The organism is Euzebya rosea, from assembly GCF_003073135.1.
Classification (GTDB): Bacteria; Actinomycetota; Nitriliruptoria; order Euzebyales; family Euzebyaceae; genus Euzebya; species Euzebya rosea.
Genome location: NZ_PGDQ01000025.1, coordinates 20024 through 40197, shown reverse-complemented (window position 1 = coordinate 40197; position 20174 = coordinate 20024). Strand labels below are relative to the sequence as shown.

Genomic DNA, 20174 nt, shown 5'->3' with positions numbered 1-20174 from the left:
CGTTAGGAGTCTCACAGGCCCGCCCATCAGGCCCCTCCCACGGTTGCTCCACAACGTGGTGGCATGTTGATTCGCCACCCCTCACCAGAGATCAGCACCGCCGCCCCACCAGCCACAACCCGGCGCGACGCCGTCCGCCGGTTCGTCGAGGACCGGCTCGCCGTCCCCCCCGTGGATCCTCGTCGTCCAGCTCTTCATCGGCACGGGCTGGCTCCGCGCCGCCATCGAGAAGATCATCGACGTCGAGTGGTGGAACGGCACGTGGCTGTCCACGTTCCTCGACCAGCACGCCGGGACCGCGCTGCCGTGGTACCAGCCGTTCGTGGACGTCGTGGTCGAGCCCAACGTCCTCCTGATATCCGTCGTCGTGGTGGTGGCCCAGCTGTTCGCCGCCGCCACCCTGCTGTCCGGGAGGAACCTGCTGGCCGGTATCGCCGTCGGCGCGTTCCTGAACCTCAACTTCGTCGCAATAGGCGCGGTCGACCCGTCCATCTTCTACCTGATCTGCCAGCCGCGATCCTGCTGTGGGCGCTCCACGGTGCGAGGACGCGGTCCTTCCGGCTGCTCGCCACCGGATCCGTTGCGCTGGCGGCGCTCAACCTGCCGTTCGTCTCCACCCTCGACCCGCACGAGGTCATCCAGGACCCCGGCGATCATCCTGGTGACCCTCGGCCCGCTGGTCGCCACGACAAGCGTCCTGTCCGTGTGGCAGTCCCACACCCCTCGCCACCCGGCGGTGGACACCTAGCCCCATTCCCCCAGTAGCGCCCGACGAGGCCCATCAGACTTTGGTGGGCCCGAACTCGGACGCGAGGGTCCCCCAGTCTTCGGCGGGGCTGGCGACACTCGGGCAGCACTTGCGAGGGTGCCTCTGTGATGTAGTGACGGCCGCCGCCGGACTGGGCCTACCCGTCGATCAGTTGCGTCTCGCCTCCGCGTTCCGACGCCGCGTGATAGCTTGACCACCGCTTCCGAGAGAGGGTGGGTCATGCGACTGCAGTACAGAGCCTTGAATGCTGTCAACGGGGTGCTGCTAAGGCGGAACCTGGTGGTGACACCGTCCCTGTTCCAGCGCCCGAACGGGCACGCCCTGTCACTGGCGGAGCATTCGTTCGACTACATACGTGCTGCCACGATCCGAGAGGCTCTGACCTCTCTGGACGAGCGCGGCATCGACGGCGACATCGCGGAGCTGGGCGTCTACCAAGGCCGCACGTCGGCGCTGATGAACGCCACCAGCCCAGACCGGACCCTGTACCTGTTCGACACCTTCGAGGGCTTTGACGAGCGCGACCTCGCGGTCGAGCGAGCCAACGCCTACTCCCACGGCAAGGTCGAGTTCGAGGACACCAGCGAAGCCGCCGTCATGGCCCGCATGCCCCACCCTGCCCACTGCATCCCCGTGAAAGGGTTCTTCCCTGAGAGCGCTGGAGACGTCGACGCCAAGTTCGCCCTCGCGGTCATCGATGTCGACCTGTACCAGCCGATTCTTGAGGGCCTGCGATGGTTCTGGCCTCGACTGGCCCCGGGCGGTGTCATCTTTGTGCACGACTTCGGTACGACGAAGTTCAAGGGTGCACGGGCGGCAGTCCAGAAGTTCTCGGCCGAGCAGGCGGTCCACTACCTGCCGCTGCCGGATACGGCCGGGTCGGTAGTGTTCATAAAGTCCTGACCGACGGTTCGGTCGACAGAACCTGCACGGACCCGGTCGCCAACCGGGCGCACAACTGCGTCTTGCCAGATGCGATGTCGCGCACGAACAATCGACTTGGTCGGTGGCCGGGGTGCCTGGCGTAGACACCTCCGTGACCTGCTTGTACCCAACCCGGTGGTGTGCCCCTGCGCGTTCACGTCGAAGTAGGTTGTCCAGCCCCGTACGGCGCGGAGGAACGACTTCAGTGCCCGTTCGGTGGTCGCCAGAATCGTGGTCGGCGTACCACTGCCAGTGTTGGCGTCCGCCACATGGAGCCCGATGGTGTTCGAGGGGTGGATGAGTTGGAGGAGCATGGCGAAGACGTCGGTGGTGAAGTTGATCGGGAACCGAAGTCCGCCGCCACCCTTGTCGGTCGGGTCGAAGATCATGGTCCGAGTGCCCACGGCGCTGTCGGGCGTCGTGGTCGTCTCGAAGTGGGTAAGAATGACCTGGGTCTCCGGGACGCCGGACCCGTCGGCGATCCCGGTCGTACCCTGCTCAATCCGACAGAACGCGATGACGTGGCCCCGGCCACCCCAGGCCGAGCTGGTCGAGAGGTCGAACGCCGACGTGAACGCCTAACATCCGATGACCACGTCGTCGTTTATGTCCACGATATTGTAGCCGGTGAGACAGTTGTTGGCCTGACCTGCGCAGAACCGGGTTTCGTTTACCCGCGAGCCGAGGTCATAGCCGATGGTGCAGGTCTCGGCGGCGACGTCAGTGAAGTTGTTGGACAACGACGCCTGTCCCGAAACGTCTGGGTCGTTGAGCTTGATACCGGTAGGTGAGGTTGGTCGTGGCGACGTTGTCGTAGCGGCCCAGCGTGGAGTTCAACACCTCCAACCCGACGGGCGTGCCTGACGCGCCGCCCCGACAGGGGCAGGTCGCACAACCCCTGGCCGATAGGTGCGGGCACCGCTCGTCTGGGTGATGGCCGACCCACCCGAACCGGTGTAGGCCAGCGTCGTCCGGCCGTTGTCCGCATCCCGGATGAGTACGTTCTGGAGCTCGATGCCGGTGGAGTAGGAGAACGTCCCCAGCCCCTGCTCTCAATCAGGCCACCCGCAGCGAGCAGTGCCGCGATGGCCGTCGCAACGGTGCCGTCCCCCGAGGAACGGCCGTTGTTGGCATCCAAGCCCGAACGCGGTGGTGTAGCGCACCGCGTCACCGGACGGGACCGGCTGACTCATAGGTGGTGCTAAGTGCAGTCTAGATCGTTCCGAGTTCGTCGACGTAGTTAAAGGCGGACGAGTCCCCGTAGAAGCGCAGGTTGGACAGAGTCTGCGCGACGGGGGCGTCGCCGAAGTTGAGCGGCAGCGTGTCCATCTCGTCGTGGGCAGGGTCATAACCAGGGCGATTGCGACGGCGATGACCTCGTCGGTGTTGGCTGTCTACGAGGCGGTGGCTCGTCGGTCGTCGTTCTGGTGTCCGCGTCTGTGTCGGCGGGCCGCGTCGGCGTACTCGGTCGGTTCGACGTCCGAGTACGTGGCGCTGTCCCCAGCCGTCGATACCTCCGCGGTGGGGTTGTCGGTGTCGAAGCCGCACGTGACAGCCCTCAGGACCGGTACCAGCATGAGGGCCAGCAGGGTCGGACGGCTAGACATCGGGTTTCCTTCGGATGTCGGACTCCCGCGAGCCCAGAGGGGTCACATCGGTGGGGCACGGTGGGTGAGGGCCTGTGACGGAGATGTCGTTCCGCCGGTAGCGTTGGCAGGGTGCAGGAGGAGGTCACAAGCGGGGGAGGGGCGGGCGCGCGGCGGGCGGTGGTGGTCGCCGTCCTGCTAGGGGTGCTGACCTACTCGGCGGGGGCGGTCTGGGTATTCGGCGCCTCACCCGACCCGTTGCCCGGCGACGCCGACGTGATCTTAGTCCTGGCCGGCAACGACCACCGCGCGGTGACAGGCATGGACCTGCTTGAACACGGGGCGGCGCGGGAACTGGTCATCACGTTCATCGCCGACGACGCCGATGATCTGAGACAGGCCTCTGCTGCCCGGATCTGTGCCGACCCGCCTCCCCACGTGCGGTGTATGGACCCCGACCCCGACACCACCCGGGGAGAGGCTGCGGTGTTCGCCGCGATGGCGAAGGAGGAGGGGTGGGACGACGTGATCCTCGTCACGGCCGGCTTCCACGCCCGGCGGGCCGAGGCCACCGTCGCCGGGTGCACCGACGCCGAGCTGTCGGTGGTGCACGCGCCATACCTGAAGACGCCGTGGCTGGATGCGGGGTGGGTGGTCCACGAGACCGGTGGGCTGCTCGCGCTGCTGATCGACCCGGCCTGCTCCTGAGCGGTTCCGCAACAGGACTGGCAACGGGGTGGCGCACGTACCGCCGGTACCTCTATACATGCGGGTGATGAGCGACCTGACCAAGATCCTTCTCGACGAGTCCGAGCTGCCGACCGCCTGGTACAACATCGTGCCGGACCTGCCGACGCCGCCTCCGCCGCCGCTGCACCCGGGCACGCACCAGCCGATCGGCCCCGAGGACCTCGCGCCGCTGTTCCCCATGGCGCTGATCGAGCAGGAGGTGTCGGCCGAGCGCTACATCGACATCCCCGAGGAGGTCCGGGAGGTCTACAAGCTGTGGCGCCCGAGCCCGCTGTACCGGGCGCGACGGCTGGAGAAGGCGCTGGGGACGCCGGCGCGGATCTACTACAAGTACGAGGGGACCAGCCCGGCGGGGTCGCACAAGCCCAACACGGCCGTGCCGCAGGCGTACTACAACGCCCGTGAGGGTGTGCAGCGGATCACCACCGAGACGGGAGCGGGCCAGTGGGGGTCGGCCATGTCGTTCGCGTGTGCGCAGTTCGGGCTTGAGCTCGACGTGTGGCAGGTGGCGGCCAGCTTCACCCAGAAGCCCTACCGCGGGTCGATGATCCGCACGTGGGGCGCGACGATCCACTCGAGCCCCTCGGAGCTGACCGAAGCCGGGCGGGCAATCCTGGCGCAGGATCCGAACTCGCCCGGCAGCTTGGGCATCGCCATCAGCGAGGCCGTCGAGATGGCCGTGAAGGACGAGCACACCAAGTACGCGCTGGGGAGCGTGCTGAACCACGTGCTGCTGCACCAGACGGTGATCGGTGAGGAGGCGCTGAAGCAGTTCGCCAAGGTCGGGGACACGCCGGATGTGATCGTCGGCTGCACCGGCGGCGGCTCGAACTTCGCCGGCCTGACCTTCCCGTTCCTGCGGGAGAAGCTGGGCGGGTCGATCAGCCCGCGGGTCATCGCCGTCGAACCGGCCGCGTGCCCGTCACTGACCAAGGGGGAGTACCGCTACGACTTCGGTGACACCGCCGGCATGACGCCGTTGGTGAAGATGCACACGCTGGGCCACGACTTCGTCCCCGACCCCATCCACGCCGGTGGGCTGCGGTACCACGGCATGTCGCCGCTGATCAGCCACATGTACGAGGAGGACATGTTCGAGGCCGAGTCCATCGGTCAGGTCGAGTGCTTCGAGGCCGCCGTGCAGTTCGCCCGTACCGAGGGCATCGTCCCGGCCCCCGAGCCCTCCCACGCACTGGCGGGCACCATCCGCGAGGCGCTGAAGGCCAAGGACAAGGGGGAGGAACGAGTGCTCCTGACGGCATTGTGCGGCCACGGTCATTTCGACATGGCGGCCTACGACGCCTACTTCGCGGGCGACCTGAGCGACTATGACTACCCGGAGGCCAAGATCGCCGATGCGATGAGTCGCGTTCCGGCGATCGAAGGTCCGGTCAGTAGACGGGAATAGTCCACACGTGCCTATACCTCTGGGAATCTGACCAAAAATCAGGTTCAGCCGAGATCCACTGGCCGACGTCCATGAACTAACATGCTGTCATAGTGCCGACATATCTCCTAGAACACGGATGGCCCTTTGGCTACCCAGCGTGCGAGTCCGCGGTACTGGTTCACCTTGCAGAAGCGCGGTACACCTTCACTCTTGTAGACTCTGCATGCCCCAGAACACGGTCATCTGTAGGCCCGTATGGAAAGCAAAGACTTGCGAGAATCGAAGACTGTCGCCGGCACGAGGGCCCCGCGCGTCCTGATAGCGATGCCTGTACTAAACGAGGCGCCACATATTCGCAGACTCCTAGAGGGCTTGAGGACGGGGACTTACCCAGTGTCTAGGCTTCGCGTACTTGTCCTTGACGGGGGCAGCACGGACGGCACGGTTGGCCTTGTAGAGGACTACGGCCGCAAGTATGACTTTGTGGAACTTCTACATAATCCGGGAGGCTCCAAGCCTGCGGCCCTGAATCTAGCCCTCCAGCGACGAAAGAACTACGAGGTTTTTGTCCGGTTAGACGCTCACGCTTCGTATCCCTCCACGTACCTGGAGGACCTAGTTGGCTTCCTCATGGATAGTGGAGCAGACAACGTGGGGGGCGTCCGAGATACCCATATCCCATCGAGGCTAGTCGGGGCCGCTTTGGCTGCGCTCTTGAATGATCCGTTTGCGGCCGGTGATGCGAGCTATCGACTTGGGAGCGCAGAACCAAAGGACGTCGATACAGTGTTCGGGGGCTGTTATCGGATGGATGTATTTGACCGAATAGGTCTATTTGATGAGCGTTTGCTTCGAGCGCAGGACCGAGAGTTTAACTACAGGCTTCGTCATGCTGGGGGCCGAATAGCGATGTCTCCTACTATTCGTTGTGAGTACGTCGCGAGGTCTTCCGTTAAGGAATCGATCAAATGGACATTCGACGGGGCACGTTGGTTGTTCTATGCCGACTCACTTACAGACTTTCGATTGCTGGCACGACGGAATTTCGCCCCTCTAAGCCTCTTGCTGCTGGGTCTTACTTGGCTCGGACTCCTAAAAGGGAGGTGCTCCAAACTAACCTATGCTCCGATCCCCTATGTCGCGTTGTCCCTAGTCTATGCGAAGCGAAGTGCCGACAGATTGGGACGGTCTGACGTATTGCCTGTTGTAGCCCTTCTATACCCGATCCACCACGTTGCCTACGGTGCCGGTTCGCTACTTGGCCTACTTGATCGTGTGGTACGTCGATGAACGCCACGGAAGTGCTGTTGCCACAGTTCGTGTTTCCTCGCGGTCGGGTCGCTATGGCAACCGCGTTGAGAATTCTAAATCTTGACCCGAAGTCTCGGGTCGGTCTTCAGGCATACACCTGTCGTGCCGTGCCTGACGCGGTGGTTGCTGCCGGGCACCATCCGGTGTTTGTAGATACGGCCGAGAGGTCCATCTTCCCTGGTGCGGCGCAGGTGAGATCTGCGGGTCACCTAGACGCCTTTATTGTTCAGCACACGTTCGGTGCGACGTTCCCCCGAACTTCACTGGAAGCGCTCCCGTCCTCCGTGCCAATTATTGAGGATGCCGCGCATCGAACGGATGCACCGTACTTTGAGGAGGGTCGGGCGTTCGCAAGTGTCTTCTCCTATGAGTGGGGAAAACCACTGCCCTTGGGCAGGGGAGGCGGACTAGTCCTCAACGAAGAATATCGCCGACTTCTAGCAGATGTCTATGCGGCGTCCTATGAGTTGGCCCCATCCGATCCAGTTCATGACGCAATGGCCGCGGCATTCAGATACTCCTATCGGCCAGAGACATACTGGGCACTAAAAGCGAGTTTCAACCTCATCGGAAGATTTTCATCTAAGGGAAACTTTGACATCAATGATACGGAATTCAGGAGAAGGTTGGAACCCGGCACGGTCGCGCGAATCGAAACCGTGGGGCGCAAACGCGCCGAACGCGAACCGCACCTTGGGGCCATCCGATCCATCTATGACGCCGTCGTAGGTGCCTCCGTGGACCATGAAGACGAGGCAGAACTTCTTCGTTACCCAATATGGGTGGCCGACAAGGCCAGAGTGCTCTCGGCTGCCAGGCGTCGGTTTATCGAATTGGCAGACTGGTTCGCGACCTCCGTAGACCCCCTAACAGATGACCTAGTGCCCCAGATCTACAACTCCCAGATTGCTCACACTCGGAATGCAAGAGAAGCCTCTCAGCACATCGTGTCGCTTCCCATCACACCCCGACTCTCGTTGGGTGAGGCTGCCCGAATAGCACGTTTCGCCCGCAGTTGGAAGGAATAGCCGTTATGCCAGTTACCTACTTTCCCTACTCCGAACACTACAAAGTTGACCGGGCCAGTTACCAGAGGGCAATCGAAGGTGTCCTCGAATCAGGTGGCTTCATTCTGCAGAAGGCATTAACGGATTTCGAAGTGGCGTTCTCGGATTACCTCGAGGTGCCTTCGGTGGTTGGCGTCAACAACTGTACCGACGCCTTGGAGATCGCTCTGGAACTACTGAGCCTGCCCGCGGGAGGCGAGGTCTTAGTCCCGTCACATACATTTGTGGCCACAGCCGAAGCTATCCACTGGGCTGGACTTAAACCCATTCTGGTAGACTGTGGGGAAGACCACCTTATCGACCTAGAGCACGCTGAGAGTTTGATTACATCCCGCACGGTCGCTCTAGTGCCGGTCCATCTCAATGGTCGAGCCGTCCACCCCGCTGCCATCAAGAGGCTTGCCGAACGGCATGACCTTCGGGTGGTGGAGGATGCGGCGCAAAGCGTCGGGGCGCGCGTCGACGGTTTGACCGCAGGTACAGTCGGTGACTTCGGGGCCTATAGCTTCTACCCGGCCAAATTGCTCGGAGCGTTCGGGGACGGGGGGGCACTGGTAAGTCGCCATGGGGACATGTTGCCCCGCATGCGGGCCTTCCGCGACCATGGACGAGATGAAACCGGTGAGATCAGGACGTGGGGTAGGAACAGTCGAATGGACACGGTGCAGGCGGCGGTCCTGTCCGTGCAATTGGAAAAGTACGAACGGACAGTGGACCGTCGCCGGGACATCGCGTCCCTGTATGATCAGGAGTTGCGGGACTTGCCCCAGTTGCGCCTACCTGCGCCCCCTGGCGAGGAACCGAATAGGTTTGACGTCTTTCAGAACTATGAGATCGAAGCGCATGATCGAGATGAGTTGAGGGACGCGTTGGCAGACCAGAAGATTGGAACTCTTCTCCCTTGGGGAGGGAAGGCACTTCACCAGCTTGGGTTGCCTGGTTTAAGTGGCGACTGTCCGAGAACGACTGAGGTTTTCTCTCGTATCCTCATGTTGCCGATGAACCCCTATATGTCTGATGCGGACGTCCTAGAGGTGGCAGCGGCTGTGCGGAGTTTCTACGAGGGACCCGCATGACGCAGGAGAAGGTTAATCTCGCACGTAAAGTCCGTGAGCATTGTCTTGAAATGACGAACCGGGGAAAGAGCAGTCACGTTGGCTCTGCCCTCGGCATCGTAGAGATCCTCGTCCAGCTGTATTCGGATGAACTTAGTCACTGGCCCAAAGACCCGCAGGCACCGGAACGAGACCGCTTCATTCAGTCTAAGGGCCATGCGGGCGCCGCCCTCTACGCCGTACTTGCTGAGTTCGGGTACTTCCCACTTGACTACCTGCACAGGCACTACGCCGACGGTAGCCTCATGAGTGGCCACGTCTCTCACGTCGGCCTCCCGGGAATCGAGTTCTCGACGGGATCGCTAGGTCACGGCCTGCCCGTGGGCGTGGGGATGGCGCATGCCCTGCGGAGCACGGGGCAACGGCCCCGCGTATACGTGCTGATGAGTGATGGAGAGTGCGATGAGGGCACCACATGGGAGTCAGCTCTCATCGCGGCCCACAATGGGTTAGGCAATCTTACTGCGATAATTGATTATAATAAGATTCAGAGTCTCGCAGCCGTTGCAGAGACGGTGGGCTTGGAACCCTTCGCTGAAAAATGGCGGGCATTTGGTTGGAATGTCTCAGAGGCCGACGGGCATGACTTCAATTCGCTGAAGGCAGCCTTCGCGGAAGCAACGCCTGATCGGCCAAACGTTATTCTGGCGCATACCACCAAGGGAAAAGGTGTTTCCTTCATGGAAAATTCGGTCCTTTGGCATTACAGAACGCCCCAGGGGGACGAGTTCGAGGCGGCCTTGCGGGAGGTACGACAGCATGCGTGACGAGTTCATCGAACAACTACTGTCAGTTGCTACGAATGACGCCAGCATCCGTCTAGTGACCGGAGACCTTGGGTTTGGCATCTTTGATGCCTACCGACATCAGATTCCTAAGCAGTTTATCAACGTAGGGGTGGCCGAACAATTCATGATGGGCTTCGCGGCCGGTCTAGCCATGGAGGGTTGCAAGGTCATAACGTATTCCATAGGCAACTTCGCTACTATGCGGTGCTTAGAGCAGATCCGCAACGATGTTGCATACCATCAGCTACCAGTGATCGTAGTCGCGGTGGGCGCGGGTTTCGGTTACGGTCCACTCGGCTACTCCCACCATGCAACTGAGGACATCGCGATCATGCGGGCGATTCCCAACATGAATGTGTACGCGCCTGGGGACGCTTCCCAAGCGAGAGAAGCGTTGACTGAATGCCTTGAGCAAGGATGGCCAGCCTACATAAGATTGGAACGCGGATCGTCAGAGGAGGTTTCTGGCGACTTTCGTGGGGGATGGGCGTCGCCGGGGGACGCTGCACAGCGTGAGGGGAACGCTGTCGCCTTGGTTGGCGTGGGTGGGACGCAGCAGATCGTAGAACGTGCGTCCAAGACATGCGGTGCGACTCCCGTCTACTTGAGCAGAGTTAAGCCGTTGCCGGAGTCATTCGTCCGATTCTTGGATGGCTTCTCCAACGTCGTCGTAGTGGAAGAACACAATCGTGACGGCGGGGTATATGAGGCGATTTCCTGTCGATTGCGAAGGAAGGTCGCGCACTTCTCCGTGTCCGTGCCGAATGTCCTGAGTTCGGTTGTAGGTAGCCAGGAATATATGCGTTCGACCTACGGTCTCGATGCCGAATCGGTTTCAAACATGGTCTTAGGGGAGGTTCTGGCCTAATGGGTCAATGCCAAGGTACAACGACGAACCAGTACGTGTCGTCGAAGCGTAAACGATTGCTGGACTTAGTAGGCGCAACTCTAGGGCTGGTGGTCCTTGGGCCGGCGGCGGGCATCGCGGCCTTGGCTACCTTCTGGGAAGACAGGCATAATCCTTTGTATGTTGCCGATAGAATCGGTCTGGGAGGTAAGCCGTTCCGCCTAATAAAACTGCGTTCGATGGTCGTGAATGCCGATAAATCGGGTGTCGCCTCTACCGGTGTAGGTGACAAACGGATTACTAAGGCTGGCGGTGTGATTCGAAAGACAAAGCTAGACGAGGTCCCCCAATTCCTGAATGTCCTGCGAGGGGAGATGTCGCTGGTCGGACCACGACCGCAAGTGGCGGCTGATGTGGCTCGCTACACACGTGCGGAGAGAACGCTACTGACGGTCCGCCCGGGTATCACCGACGCGTCATCAATCGTGTTTGCAGACGAAGGCGAGATCATTGCCGGGTCAGATCCTGAGGGTGAGTACGACCGCCGTATTCGACCTTGGAAATCTAGACTGGGGCTACACTATATCGCGACCAGCAGTTTAAAGTATGATCTCGTTTTAATGGCATTAACCGGGATGAACCCCATCAATCGGCGGCTGGTGCTTCGACTGCTGGTTAATCAACTCGCCGAAAGGGGCTTGGATCCTGAGACTCTCGAGGCTGCCTCGAGGAGGGTATCAAAGCCGGACGAGGGGTTACCGCCAGAATGATTGAAAGCCTTACCATCGACGACGCAGGGGAAGTGGCTGGGATACATGCCGCAACGATGTCGGAGGGATTGTTGGTGATGTATCGACCCTCGGCACTGGCCAAGGTTTATAGTGCATTGATCCGCGCGCCGGAATCCGTTTCAGTTGGCTTTAGGGCCGGTGGTGCCCTTAAGGGATTTGCTGTTGCGTCACCTGCCCGGACTCAATCGCTCCCGTTTCTTATCAGGCATGGCCACACTGGTCTGATCCGTGACGTCGCCTACGTCCTTCTTCGCCACCCTGTCGAGGTCAGACGGCGATGGTTGTCAGGGACTGCTTCGGGACAGCATTCGGCCGAGGTGTACAATTTGTATGCCATCAGTGTGGCGCCGTACGCCCAAGGAGAAGGTATCGGGCGCCGCCTCCTGGATGAGGTCGTGCGTATCTGCTCTCAGCGAGGTGTAACGCTTATTCGCGCTGAAAGCGGTCAGAATCAGACCGCAGGGCATGCGTTGTACGAAAGGGCAGGTTGGGACTTGGACCCGGACACCGCTATAGGTCCACGTCCGAGGTGCTACGCAAAGGTGTTGCGTAGTACATGACCCCCTTTTTGTACGCCTCTCTTCGACCGTACATTAAGGTCGCCGCAGCATGGATCTTTAGTGTGTTTCCCTTCGGCAAGGCTGTCTACCATTTTGTACAACGCCACGTCACCCGCACGGTCCCTAGATCTGAGAGTGTGGGTCAGGAGGCCCTCAAGGTCTACTCCGCGAACGAACGACTTTTACACAAGTACCTTGGCACACGCGATACTAGAACGTTCGAATTTGGTGCGGGTTGGGATTTGCTCAATCCATTGATGATGGCACGTATGGGGTATACGCGGCAGGTGGTGGTCGACATAGAACGCCACTTGGACCTACCCTCCCTGTCGCTTGCTCGCGATTGGGTGAACGCGTTGGCCTTGGACGCCGAACCTCTGCCGAGTGTCAAGCATGTGGAAGCAATTCTCACTGACTTGGGCATTGAGTACTTAGCGCCCATGGATGCTCGTTGCACGGGCCTAGCAAGTGCAAGTATTGATGGGGCCACGAGTGCGCATACTTTGGAGCATCTCCGGCCAGCGGATCTAGATGCCATCCTTCTTGAGTTGTTTCGGGTCGTCCGATCGGGCGGTGTGGTGGTCATGCACGCCTCCATGGGAGATCACTATATGTCCGCCCGACCCTTCTCGTTCTACCAGGCTTCAGAGAGGGTCTGGAGACTGTGGAACCCCCCCCTGCACTACCAGAATCGACTGCGGTCCTCTGACTTTGTCCGTGCATTCTCGGAGGCGGGCTTCATTCACCTTGAGACTCTGACCACGGATATCCGCCCAGTTGATGAACTCCCTCCTCGCCTGTCTGGGAGATTTTCATGCCCGACCCCCTACTCGCTCGAAGACCTTTTGACGGTTCATGCTCACTTTGCTTTCAGGCGGCCCTAATGAGCCTCCCAGCGCGGCGTGAGTCTGCTGGTAGGAGATCCGTAGTAGGAATGTCAACTTCTTGGCGAGTCCGGATGCGTCGAAGGGATCGTGCTAGCGCGGTCGTCAGTGGCGTGGCAACCGCCGTTTATGCGTTTGTGGGTCGGTGGAATCCCTTCGAGGACGACCCGGACCCCATTTTTCGGACATTGTCTAGGCCGATGCTTGTAATGGCTCTTCTAGCCTTCGGGTCGGCTGTCCTAGCAGCGTCGGGGCAGGAGAAGACCCCCGTTGTACGAACCGCCTGGCTACCGCCTCTTCTGGTGGCTTGGGTTGCGCTGTCAGGCATTTGGGCGATCCAACCTCGACTGGCACATGCGAGGGCTTCAGAGCTGGTTCTCCTTCTCCTAGTCTTGTTGACCGTTGTTATATGTGTATGGTCCGGGAGGTCGAGTGACTTCTTCCAGGGTTTATTCGTTGGGGTGCTGCTGCTAGGGTCCATCCTGGCGCTCTTCGGACTGTTGGCTTTGGGAGGTGGCCGGCTGGCTGTGCTCGGTGGGGGGCCGAACACACTGGGCCGTCATCTTGGGACCCTCTTAATGGGCTTGGTGTACTTGGCACTTCGGTCAAAAAGGAAGACGTACAGGGTTTGGGCTGGTGTGTTCGCTCCCATCGTAGGGCTTTTGGTCCTAGCTACGGGTTCCAGGGGGGCAATAGTTGCGTCCCTATTGGCTGGAATGGTTCTTGTAGTGAAGTTGAGGCCGAGTGCACGGACCGCTTTGGTGGCCATAACGGTTGTGGGAGTCGCCGTATTCCTTATATGGTCCTATGCGCCCGCCAGCACGGCAAGTGTGGTGGATGTGTATGATGATCGTATTGTGGATCGTACGTTCGAGAACTTATACCTATCGCAGCGTGATGTGTTATTTACGAGTGGTCTCGAGTGCGCGAGAACATCTGGCTTGATCGGGCTAGGTACTACATCCTTCGCTAGTATGTCGCGATGGCCCTATCCGCACAACGTATTTCTCGAAGTCGGTTGTGAGGCAGGGGTGGCAGGATTGGTAGTCCTTGTTTTGACGATTGGTACCGCCGGAGTCGCGATATTTCGGTCCTCTCGTCCGAGTTCCATGCTGCTATCGTCGTGGTTCATTCTGGCGTTGGTAGGGGCTCAGGTCTCGGGTGATATTGTGGACAACCGCGCAATGTTTGTTTATGCAACGCTTCTTCTTGCGATAGGTCAACCGCATGGTGAGTTCCATCAGTCCACGTTCTGAGGGAGGTGCCCGGCGCTTGGCCGCAGTTCTGGTTGTCTCACAGGGGGCGACGGCGCTCGGAAGTCTAGGTATAACCTTTATCACCGCCGCACTCTTGGGCCCGACTGGGCGTGGTAAGTATGCTCTCCTTCTGCAACTCATATATGGTTCTGCCATAGTTGTCGCTGGTGGCGTCGAGCGGCTTGCGCCGAGCTTGGTTGAAGCGAGGATTCTTGGATCCGAACATGGCCGAGCACGGGCTTTTAGCGCAGTCGGTCTGATATTGGCTGGGCTAAGCTTCGCTCCGTCTCCGGAGGTCGCTTTGCTTCGGGAAGGAGTTGTGGTCATCGGAGGCGCTCTCTGCTTTGCGGGCTACAGCATTGCGCGAGGACTGCTGATTGCTGAGCGGCGAACTCGTGATCTCCTGCTGCAAGCATTCGTCGGGCAAGTCCTAGGCTTGGCCGCGATTTCACTGTTCTTGAGGGGTCGATCTGATGGTGTCGTTGGGGCGGTATCTCTGCTCTCCTTTAGTCTGGCCGTCTCGACCCTTGTCATAGAACGTACAAACAGACTTGAGTTCCTGGGGCACTGGAGAGCGTGGTCCTACCACGCCGGCCTCACGATGTCTGGAGTAGCGCTATTTGCGACGCGTAGAGCCGACCGTCTATTGTTGCCAGCATTCCAGAATTTGGCCACGTTAGGTGTGTACTCGGTTCCGGCAACGTTGGGGGAAATGCTTGGGTGGCCCGTTCAGATGCTGTCAGAAGCGTCCATGCGTCCGGATGGAATGGCAGTGCAGCGATTCGGCATGAGTAGGCTAGTGCTGGCCCTGTTAGGTGCCCTCCTGCTGATAGGTCCAGTTGTACTCTACTTTGTACCGCTTATCTTAGGGGAACAGTTCGCCATATCTTGGTGGTTGGCGTTCTGGCTCACTGTTTCAGGTCAGGCGTTCGCCGTCTCCCGCCTCTGGGTGAATCGGCTAATCTCTCTCGGGCAAACACAAGCGGCGGCGTCGACAGATCTTATTAGCGGGATGATCGGGTTGATTGTCTACCCAATTCTGATACTTGGCTGGTCGGCAGAGGGTGCTGCGTTGGCGTCTGTTCTGGTCTACTCAAGTGCGGCGTTATATGCAGTGCGGAGGCTCTCCCGGGTAGTCGCTAGCGAGGTCTGATAGGACGGGGGATGAGTCCGGTAGGTAGTTGGCGGGCTCGCAGCAACTAGTTTTGCTAGGTCTCCTGTCTGAGTTTCAGGCGTTTTGCGTGATCATGCCACCATTAGCGACCGATGGGTGCGGGAAGGGAGGGTGGCGGGGGGCGACCATACAGCGAACGGAGGTAGCTATCGGTGCGAATGCGATCGAGGGCATGTTTGGAGTTGGACACGTTCGTACTGGTCGTGAACACTGCGTCAAGGTCGCAGCCCCCCCAATAGCGCGCGGGATGGCCAGTGCCTCATGTCGGTGGGCCCCGGTTGCCTAGGGCCCCCTGGGTCGTGGCGGTGTTTTAATCAGCGGGCTACGGATCGCCAACCGCGACGGCAAAGGAGAAGATCGAAGCAGACCGACGAGGCTGCGTCTCAGGCGCATCTGGCAGCAATACTACGGCCACTCGTTCTTGCGTTGGGGTGATCGACCAAGGCGTGGCGGACCCCAGGCCGGCTTCATCTTGTACACCGGGTACCGCGCACGCTTGGGGTCGCGGGCGGTCGAACCTCGAACATCTTGGTGGGGCGGCGCCGAAAGCGGCATGCTGGAGGGTATGATCGGGCTGACTAGGCCCCACCACACCGAGGCCAAGAGTCTCACGTTGACGCCTTCCGCAACCTTGCTAGGCGCGGAATGGGGCAGCGTCCGCTCGGTCGGTAGGTACGAGACACCGTTGTGCCTGCAGCAACTAGGACTCGTAGCACCCGATGAATTCGTGCAGGCACGAGGGGGGTTGTCAATGCGTGAGAGCGAGCGTTGATGCCCTCATACCACGTTCGGGAGCATCCTGGGCTACGGTTCGTCTCTAGAACTTCGGAGGACCCTTTGAGTGAGATGCCAGAGACCCTCGTCGCAGGTACGCCGGCGAGTCCAGTGATAGCCAGCGTGGTAACTCAGTGGCGTCGAGTGCTGCTCGTGACAGTTGCAGCGGCTCTGCTCGCTTTCGGCGTCTCGGCTCTTCAACCTGTTGAATACACAGCAGAGGCGTCGCTCCTTCTCGCCGACCCTCGGAACACAGGTTTATTCGGTGAGACCGGTGTGAACTTCTTGGATCCGTCCCGGTATGTGCGTAATCAGGCGGAGTTTGCCCAGTCGAACACGGTCCTTCATCGGGCTAGCATTCTCATGGACGGTCGCCTTGATGTACAGGCGATTCGGGATCAGAGCCTCATTCGCCCAGCCACTGATCTTGATCAATTGACCATCGAAGCGACCGATTCGACGGCGAACGGGGCGGCGAGTCTCGCAAACGCTTTAGGGGAGGCGTATCAAGCGGTCGTTCGCGAAGAGTCGGCGCGTTCAACCCAGGCATCCCTATCTGAGCTGCAAGCGCAACGATCGGATCTTCAGGAAACTATTGATCGATTGGACGAACGGTTGTCGACCGCGCCGAGCGATACCAGTTCCCGCGCGGAGCGTGATGCGGCGGTAAACCAACTGATCTCGATAAACAGCCGGATAGATCAGATTGCTGTTGACTCGGTCCTCTTTGGGTCGGGGGTGGAGTTATTTGAACGTGCTGTGGCGCCGCGCACTCCGTCCGCGCCTACCCCGATTCGCAACGCTCTCTTAGTCGGTATCCTCGGCGCCCTGGGTGCTGGGACCTTTGCGTGGTGGCGCGCAGATGAGAGGGCGACCGCTGACGATCGGAACGATCCGTCCCGGATGCTGAAGGCCCCATTGTTAGGCACTGTGCCGAGCTTCGACGAACTCGGCCTCGAGGGGTCAGTCCCCACGGTGGAAGCACCGAAGTCGCCCGCTGGTGAGGCCTACCAGTTCCTCGTGGGCGCGCTCGCGTTCGCCTTGGCTGAGAGTGGTGGGCGTTCCGTGGTCTTGACCTCGGCGTCGCCCGTGGATGGCAAGACCGTGACGTGCTTGAACCTTGCCGTAGCAGCCGCTCAAGATGGCCGTGCCGTGGTTCTCGTCGATGCTGACACTCGCGTGAGGGGTCTGACCCGAAGACTCGCGGCCAAGGACACCGGTGGTTTGCCCGCCCTGGCAGATTCGAGAAACGACCTCGCGGACATCGTGGTGCCCCTGACCGCCGACGAGGGGAAGCACGTCCCCTTCATCCCGGCGAAGTCACTGGGCGATGATACGGCTGCGTTCTTCCGCACGCCGGGATTCCGACAGGCTATCAGCCGCCTCAAGGACGTTGCCGACCTGATCATCGTGGACAGTCCGCCCTTGCTGCTGGCCTCTGACGCGTCGGCAATCGCAACGAACGTGGACGGCATCGTCGTCGTCGTGGCGCGAGGCACTAGCTTGAAACTGCTGGCCGAGATGCGCGAGCGGCTCGACAGGATTGGAACTCCCGTCTTGGGCTATATCTACACCAAGGCCAAGCTCGACGGTGGTGGATATGGAGACTATGCCTATCGGTACGGGTACAGCTACGCGTACGGGTACGGAGAGACGCCGGCCGATCGCCGTGGGTCGAAGGCTTCCAAGGGGCGTCGGCGCAACCGCGGCAGTGCCGCTGAGACTGCAATGAGCGAGTAGCGACAGTAGTCAGGTGGCGGGATTGGCGTCCTCCAGGGTGCGCAGGTCCACCTGTCGCTTCATCGCCCTCTTGAGATCATCCGACATGCGCCTCTCCGTCTTCTTGCTGGCCGTGGAAGTCGCGGCAGCCCCGTGTGCCTCCGCCCAACGCGCCACGCAAGTCACTGAACAGAGCTGAGCAGGCGCATGTGCGTCCTTCTCTCCGCTCCATTGAGCGGCAGCGAACGTGATCGTCCGCCACTCAGCGGTCAGAGCGGAGGTCGCCTCCTCTGCCCCGCAGACGTCACACACGACCTTGATCACGCTTCGACCTCCCTGCCACGTTCGGATTCGCCGGTTCGGCGCAGCGTGACTGTATCAACCCCTAGGGATGGCACCATGACCACTATGTCGAGAACTCCCCGGCGTCGACGACACCTGCTAGGGGCGGTCGCCGCAGTCGGCCTGGTCGTCTCCGGGCTTGCTGCCTTGGGCATCTTCGCGGTGCGCGATGCCCGAGCTGCCGAAACCGCATTGACCCGGGCGCGAACGGCCATCCAGGATGCCAGCGGCGCCGTCTCTGCAGGCGATCTGGACGCGGCCTTGAGCCGCGTTGCCAGCGCTCGCGCCGATGCGGAGATGGCCAGCGGTCTCCTCACTCGACAACCGCTCAGCGTGATGCAGGTCATGCCCTTCGTGGGTTCCACCGCGCGCAAAGCAGTGGCATTGGCGGATACTGCAGCCCGAAGTGCACGCACCGGGGAAGCCCTTCTACAGGCCGCCTTGGACAGCGGGGCTGGTCTGACCACGTTAGCGCTCGACCTTGATTCTTCCGGGTGGCTGGATCAGCTTGCATCGCTGCAGAGCCCGCTCGCGGATGCCCTTGCCGAGTTCCGGGACATCCGCGATGCGTTCGGGCAGGCACCGGAGCAGACGCGCGTTGCTCGGATCGATCAAGCTGGCGATCAACTGCTGGCAGAACTCGAGCAGATCATCGGGACCATCGAGGCCGGCGTCGATCTGGCTGGCGTCCTGCCCATCCTGTTCGGACAAGACGGCACGCAGCGCTACTTCGTGGGCGCCCAGAACCCGGCCGAGCAGCGTCCCCTCGGAGGAATCATGGGTGCCTACGGGTTCCTGACCGCGATCAACGGACGAGCAAGCCTGTCACAGTTCATCAGCGTTGGAACCCTCCCAGGGGATCTCCTCGACGCCGACACCGCGCCATCCGAGGAGTTCCTCAATCGGTACGGCACCGCGTACCTTGGACGAGGCAGCTGGTCCAACGTCAACAGCTCTCCGCATTTCCCCTCTGTCGCGAACGTGATCGAGGCCTTCGCCCCAGAGGCCGTCGGGCAGGGCATCGACGGTGTGATCGTGGTTGACCCGTTTGCGATTCAGACGTTCCTGCGGGTCACAGGCCCGGTAGAGACCGAGATTGGCACCCTCCGAGCCGACACTGTCATCGAACAGGTCATACGAGACGCCCCAGAGCAGTTCGACAGCCAAGGGGAACGTCGGGCAGCGGTTGGGATCGCGGCGGAAACCGTCCTCGAGGCCTTCTTGACCAGCGATGCTGCCCCTCGCGCTCGGTTCGACGCCCTTGCAGAGGTCGTCGGTGACGGTCACCTCCTGATGCATCACGCCAACCCCGACGTGCAGGAGTCCCTCGGCCGCCTCGGGGTTGCCGGGGAGCTCCTGCCGCCGGAACCGGGGAACTTCGCGGCCATCGCCTTCAACACCTCCGAGTCGCACGTGGACTACTTCACGCATCAGGAACTCGACCTGGAGTTGTTCCTGAACCCCGACGGGTCAGCGACCGGGACGATGGCTATCACGATCGTCAACGATGCCCCGACCGGCGGCGTTCCGTCCTACTTCATCGGCCCGAACGTCGACGGCGACAACCGGTTCCGGGTAGGCGACGCTGTGTCGCTGATCTCGCTGTACTGCGGCCCCTGCAACTACACCGGGGTCAGGTCTCCGGACGCGCTCGAGCTCGGGCGTTGGTACGACAACGAGCTCGGCCACCGGATCGCCAACACCGTCGAGCGAGCACCCGCAGGCGATCAGGTCACCGTGGTCCACGACTTCGAGCTGGTCAATCTCTGGGACGCAAGTGGCGCGGAGGGCAGCGTCAGCCCAACCCTGTGGTACCAGCCGACGATCAACCCCACGAGCTACAGCCTGACCGTCCATGCGCCTCTCGGCTGGGCGCTCGAGGCCGAGGACGGTGTGCGCACGGCGTCAACAACCATCGACGGGGTGTTGTCACGCACGGCGTCCTTCGATCTACGTCTGGTGCGGTCCAGCTGACGCACGGTGACTAGTTGAGGGGTAGTTGCGAGAATGCACCGGCTGATTCGCTAATCGGATCAAATACTGGTGTACTTCGCGGCCGGCGATTCGTTATGCTGCGGGTCGCTCACGGGTGGGCTTGGGATCCAAATCGGGTTCGCCTCGTTGTGC

At 61.0% G+C, this 20174-nt stretch carries 18 protein-coding genes; 15 read left to right on the top strand and 3 right to left on the bottom strand.

Going from position 1 to position 20174, the window contains the following annotated elements:
* Window positions 1–81 precede the first annotated feature (81 nt).
* The gene (locus tag CUC05_RS23015; RefSeq protein ID WP_108668491.1) at window positions 82–492 is read right to left on the bottom strand and encodes a hypothetical protein; all 411 of its coding nucleotides are present in this window, start codon (window positions 490–492) and stop codon (window positions 82–84) included.
* Window positions 493–988: 496 nt separating this feature from the next.
* On the opposite strand from CUC05_RS23015, the gene CUC05_RS23005 reads away from it, so the two are divergent.
* Complete coding sequence (locus tag CUC05_RS23005; protein WP_108668489.1) at window positions 989–1672, top strand: TylF/MycF/NovP-related O-methyltransferase; 684 nt, start codon at window positions 989–991, stop codon at window positions 1670–1672.
* A gap of 1415 nt (window positions 1673–3087) precedes the next feature.
* Here the strand turns inward: CUC05_RS23005 and CUC05_RS22995 are convergent.
* Window positions 3088–3300 carry a hypothetical protein gene (locus CUC05_RS22995; RefSeq protein WP_157965920.1) on the bottom strand — a complete coding sequence of 71 codons (213 nt, stop codon included), beginning with the start codon at window positions 3298–3300 and terminating at the stop codon, window positions 3088–3090.
* 111 nt (window positions 3301–3411) lie between these two features.
* On the opposite strand from CUC05_RS22995, the gene CUC05_RS22990 reads away from it, so the two are divergent.
* From CUC05_RS22990 to CUC05_RS22935, 13 genes are all read left to right on the top strand, one after another.
* On the top strand, window positions 3412–3987 hold the full coding sequence (locus CUC05_RS22990; RefSeq protein ID WP_108668486.1) for a YdcF family protein: 576 nt from the start codon (window positions 3412–3414) through the stop codon (window positions 3985–3987).
* A 67-nt stretch (window positions 3988–4054) separates the two neighbouring features.
* On the top strand, window positions 4055–5437 hold the full coding sequence (locus CUC05_RS22985) for a TrpB-like pyridoxal phosphate-dependent enzyme (protein WP_108668500.1): 1383 nt from the start codon (window positions 4055–4057) through the stop codon (window positions 5435–5437).
* 237 nt (window positions 5438–5674) lie between these two features.
* Complete coding sequence (locus CUC05_RS26155) at window positions 5675–6709, top strand: glycosyltransferase family 2 protein (protein ID WP_108668485.1); 1035 nt, start codon at window positions 5675–5677, stop codon at window positions 6707–6709.
* The gene (locus CUC05_RS22975) at window positions 6706–7758 is read left to right on the top strand and encodes a DegT/DnrJ/EryC1/StrS family aminotransferase (RefSeq protein WP_108668484.1); all 1053 of its coding nucleotides are present in this window, start codon (window positions 6706–6708) and stop codon (window positions 7756–7758) included. The genes CUC05_RS26155 and CUC05_RS22975 overlap by 4 nt, the downstream gene beginning before the upstream one ends.
* A 5-nt stretch (window positions 7759–7763) precedes the next feature.
* Window positions 7764–8873: a DegT/DnrJ/EryC1/StrS family aminotransferase gene (locus CUC05_RS22970; RefSeq protein WP_108668483.1), complete on the top strand. Its 1110-nt coding sequence runs from the start codon at window positions 7764–7766 to the stop codon at window positions 8871–8873.
* The gene (locus CUC05_RS22965; RefSeq protein WP_108668482.1) at window positions 8870–9679 is read left to right on the top strand and encodes a transketolase; all 810 of its coding nucleotides are present in this window, start codon (window positions 8870–8872) and stop codon (window positions 9677–9679) included. The genes CUC05_RS22970 and CUC05_RS22965 overlap by 4 nt, the downstream gene beginning before the upstream one ends.
* Entirely contained in the window at window positions 9672–10568 is an 897-nt protein-coding gene (locus tag CUC05_RS22960; protein WP_108668481.1) for a transketolase family protein, read from the top strand. Before CUC05_RS22965 ends, CUC05_RS22960 begins: the two co-directional genes overlap by 8 nt.
* Window positions 10569–10603: 35 nt before the next feature.
* Window positions 10604–11317: a sugar transferase gene (locus CUC05_RS22955; protein WP_205712506.1), complete on the top strand. Its 714-nt coding sequence runs from the start codon at window positions 10604–10606 to the stop codon at window positions 11315–11317.
* On the top strand, window positions 11314–11898 hold the full coding sequence (locus tag CUC05_RS26150) for a GNAT family N-acetyltransferase (RefSeq protein WP_108668479.1): 585 nt from the start codon (window positions 11314–11316) through the stop codon (window positions 11896–11898). Before CUC05_RS22955 ends, CUC05_RS26150 begins: the two co-directional genes overlap by 4 nt.
* On the top strand, window positions 11895–12782 hold the full coding sequence (locus CUC05_RS26145; protein ID WP_108668478.1) for a methyltransferase domain-containing protein: 888 nt from the start codon (window positions 11895–11897) through the stop codon (window positions 12780–12782). Before CUC05_RS26150 ends, CUC05_RS26145 begins: the two co-directional genes overlap by 4 nt.
* On the top strand, window positions 12713–14038 hold the full coding sequence (locus CUC05_RS26140; protein ID WP_108668477.1) for an O-antigen ligase family protein: 1326 nt from the start codon (window positions 12713–12715) through the stop codon (window positions 14036–14038). The genes CUC05_RS26145 and CUC05_RS26140 overlap by 70 nt, the downstream gene beginning before the upstream one ends.
* A gap of 16 nt (window positions 14039–14054) precedes the next feature.
* A complete protein-coding gene (locus tag CUC05_RS25005) occupies window positions 14055–15191 on the top strand; it encodes a lipopolysaccharide biosynthesis protein (RefSeq protein WP_157965917.1) in 1137 nt (378 codons plus the stop codon).
* An 867-nt stretch (window positions 15192–16058) separates the two neighbouring features.
* Window positions 16059–17726: a tyrosine-protein kinase domain-containing protein gene (locus CUC05_RS22935; RefSeq protein WP_157965916.1), complete on the top strand. Its 1668-nt coding sequence runs from the start codon at window positions 16059–16061 to the stop codon at window positions 17724–17726.
* 9 nt (window positions 17727–17735) lie between these two features.
* Here the strand turns inward: CUC05_RS22935 and CUC05_RS25000 are convergent, their stop codons facing one another.
* Entirely contained in the window at window positions 17736–18029 is a 294-nt protein-coding gene (locus CUC05_RS25000) for a hypothetical protein (protein ID WP_157965915.1), read from the bottom strand.
* Window positions 18030–18104: 75 nt separating this feature from the next.
* Here CUC05_RS25000 and CUC05_RS22930 point away from each other — a divergent pair, with 75 nt between their 5' ends.
* The gene (locus CUC05_RS22930) at window positions 18105–20021 is read left to right on the top strand and encodes a DUF4012 domain-containing protein (RefSeq protein WP_157965914.1); all 1917 of its coding nucleotides are present in this window, start codon (window positions 18105–18107) and stop codon (window positions 20019–20021) included.
* Window positions 20022–20174: the final 153 nt, after the last annotated feature.

What these genes read in the sequence shown, in the direction of transcription:
- CUC05_RS22935 (WP_157965916.1), top strand. Translation starts at nt 16,059, where the DNA reads ATGCCAGAGACCCTCGTCGCAGGTACGCCGGCGAGTCCAGTGATAGCC.
- CUC05_RS23015 (WP_108668491.1), bottom strand. Translation starts at nt 492, where the DNA reads ATGGACGGGTCGACCGCGCCTATTGCGACGAAGTTGAGGTTCAGGAAC.
- CUC05_RS22970 (WP_108668483.1), top strand. Translation starts at nt 7,764, where the DNA reads ATGCCAGTTACCTACTTTCCCTACTCCGAACACTACAAAGTTGACCGG.
- CUC05_RS26150 (WP_108668479.1), top strand. Translation starts at nt 11,314, where the DNA reads ATGATTGAAAGCCTTACCATCGACGACGCAGGGGAAGTGGCTGGGATA.
- CUC05_RS23005 (WP_108668489.1), top strand. Translation starts at nt 989, where the DNA reads ATGCGACTGCAGTACAGAGCCTTGAATGCTGTCAACGGGGTGCTGCTA.
- CUC05_RS22995 (WP_157965920.1), bottom strand. Translation starts at nt 3,300, where the DNA reads ATGTCTAGCCGTCCGACCCTGCTGGCCCTCATGCTGGTACCGGTCCTG.
- CUC05_RS22930 (WP_157965914.1), top strand. Translation starts at nt 18,105, where the DNA reads ATGACCACTATGTCGAGAACTCCCCGGCGTCGACGACACCTGCTAGGG.
- CUC05_RS22965 (WP_108668482.1), top strand. Translation starts at nt 8,870, where the DNA reads ATGACGCAGGAGAAGGTTAATCTCGCACGTAAAGTCCGTGAGCATTGT.
- CUC05_RS22975 (WP_108668484.1), top strand. Translation starts at nt 6,706, where the DNA reads ATGAACGCCACGGAAGTGCTGTTGCCACAGTTCGTGTTTCCTCGCGGT.
- CUC05_RS26155 (WP_108668485.1), top strand. Translation starts at nt 5,675, where the DNA reads ATGGAAAGCAAAGACTTGCGAGAATCGAAGACTGTCGCCGGCACGAGG.
- CUC05_RS26140 (WP_108668477.1), top strand. Translation starts at nt 12,713, where the DNA reads ATGCCCGACCCCCTACTCGCTCGAAGACCTTTTGACGGTTCATGCTCA.
- CUC05_RS22985 (WP_108668500.1), top strand. Translation starts at nt 4,055, where the DNA reads ATGAGCGACCTGACCAAGATCCTTCTCGACGAGTCCGAGCTGCCGACC.
- CUC05_RS22960 (WP_108668481.1), top strand. Translation starts at nt 9,672, where the DNA reads ATGCGTGACGAGTTCATCGAACAACTACTGTCAGTTGCTACGAATGAC.
- CUC05_RS26145 (WP_108668478.1), top strand. Translation starts at nt 11,895, where the DNA reads ATGACCCCCTTTTTGTACGCCTCTCTTCGACCGTACATTAAGGTCGCC.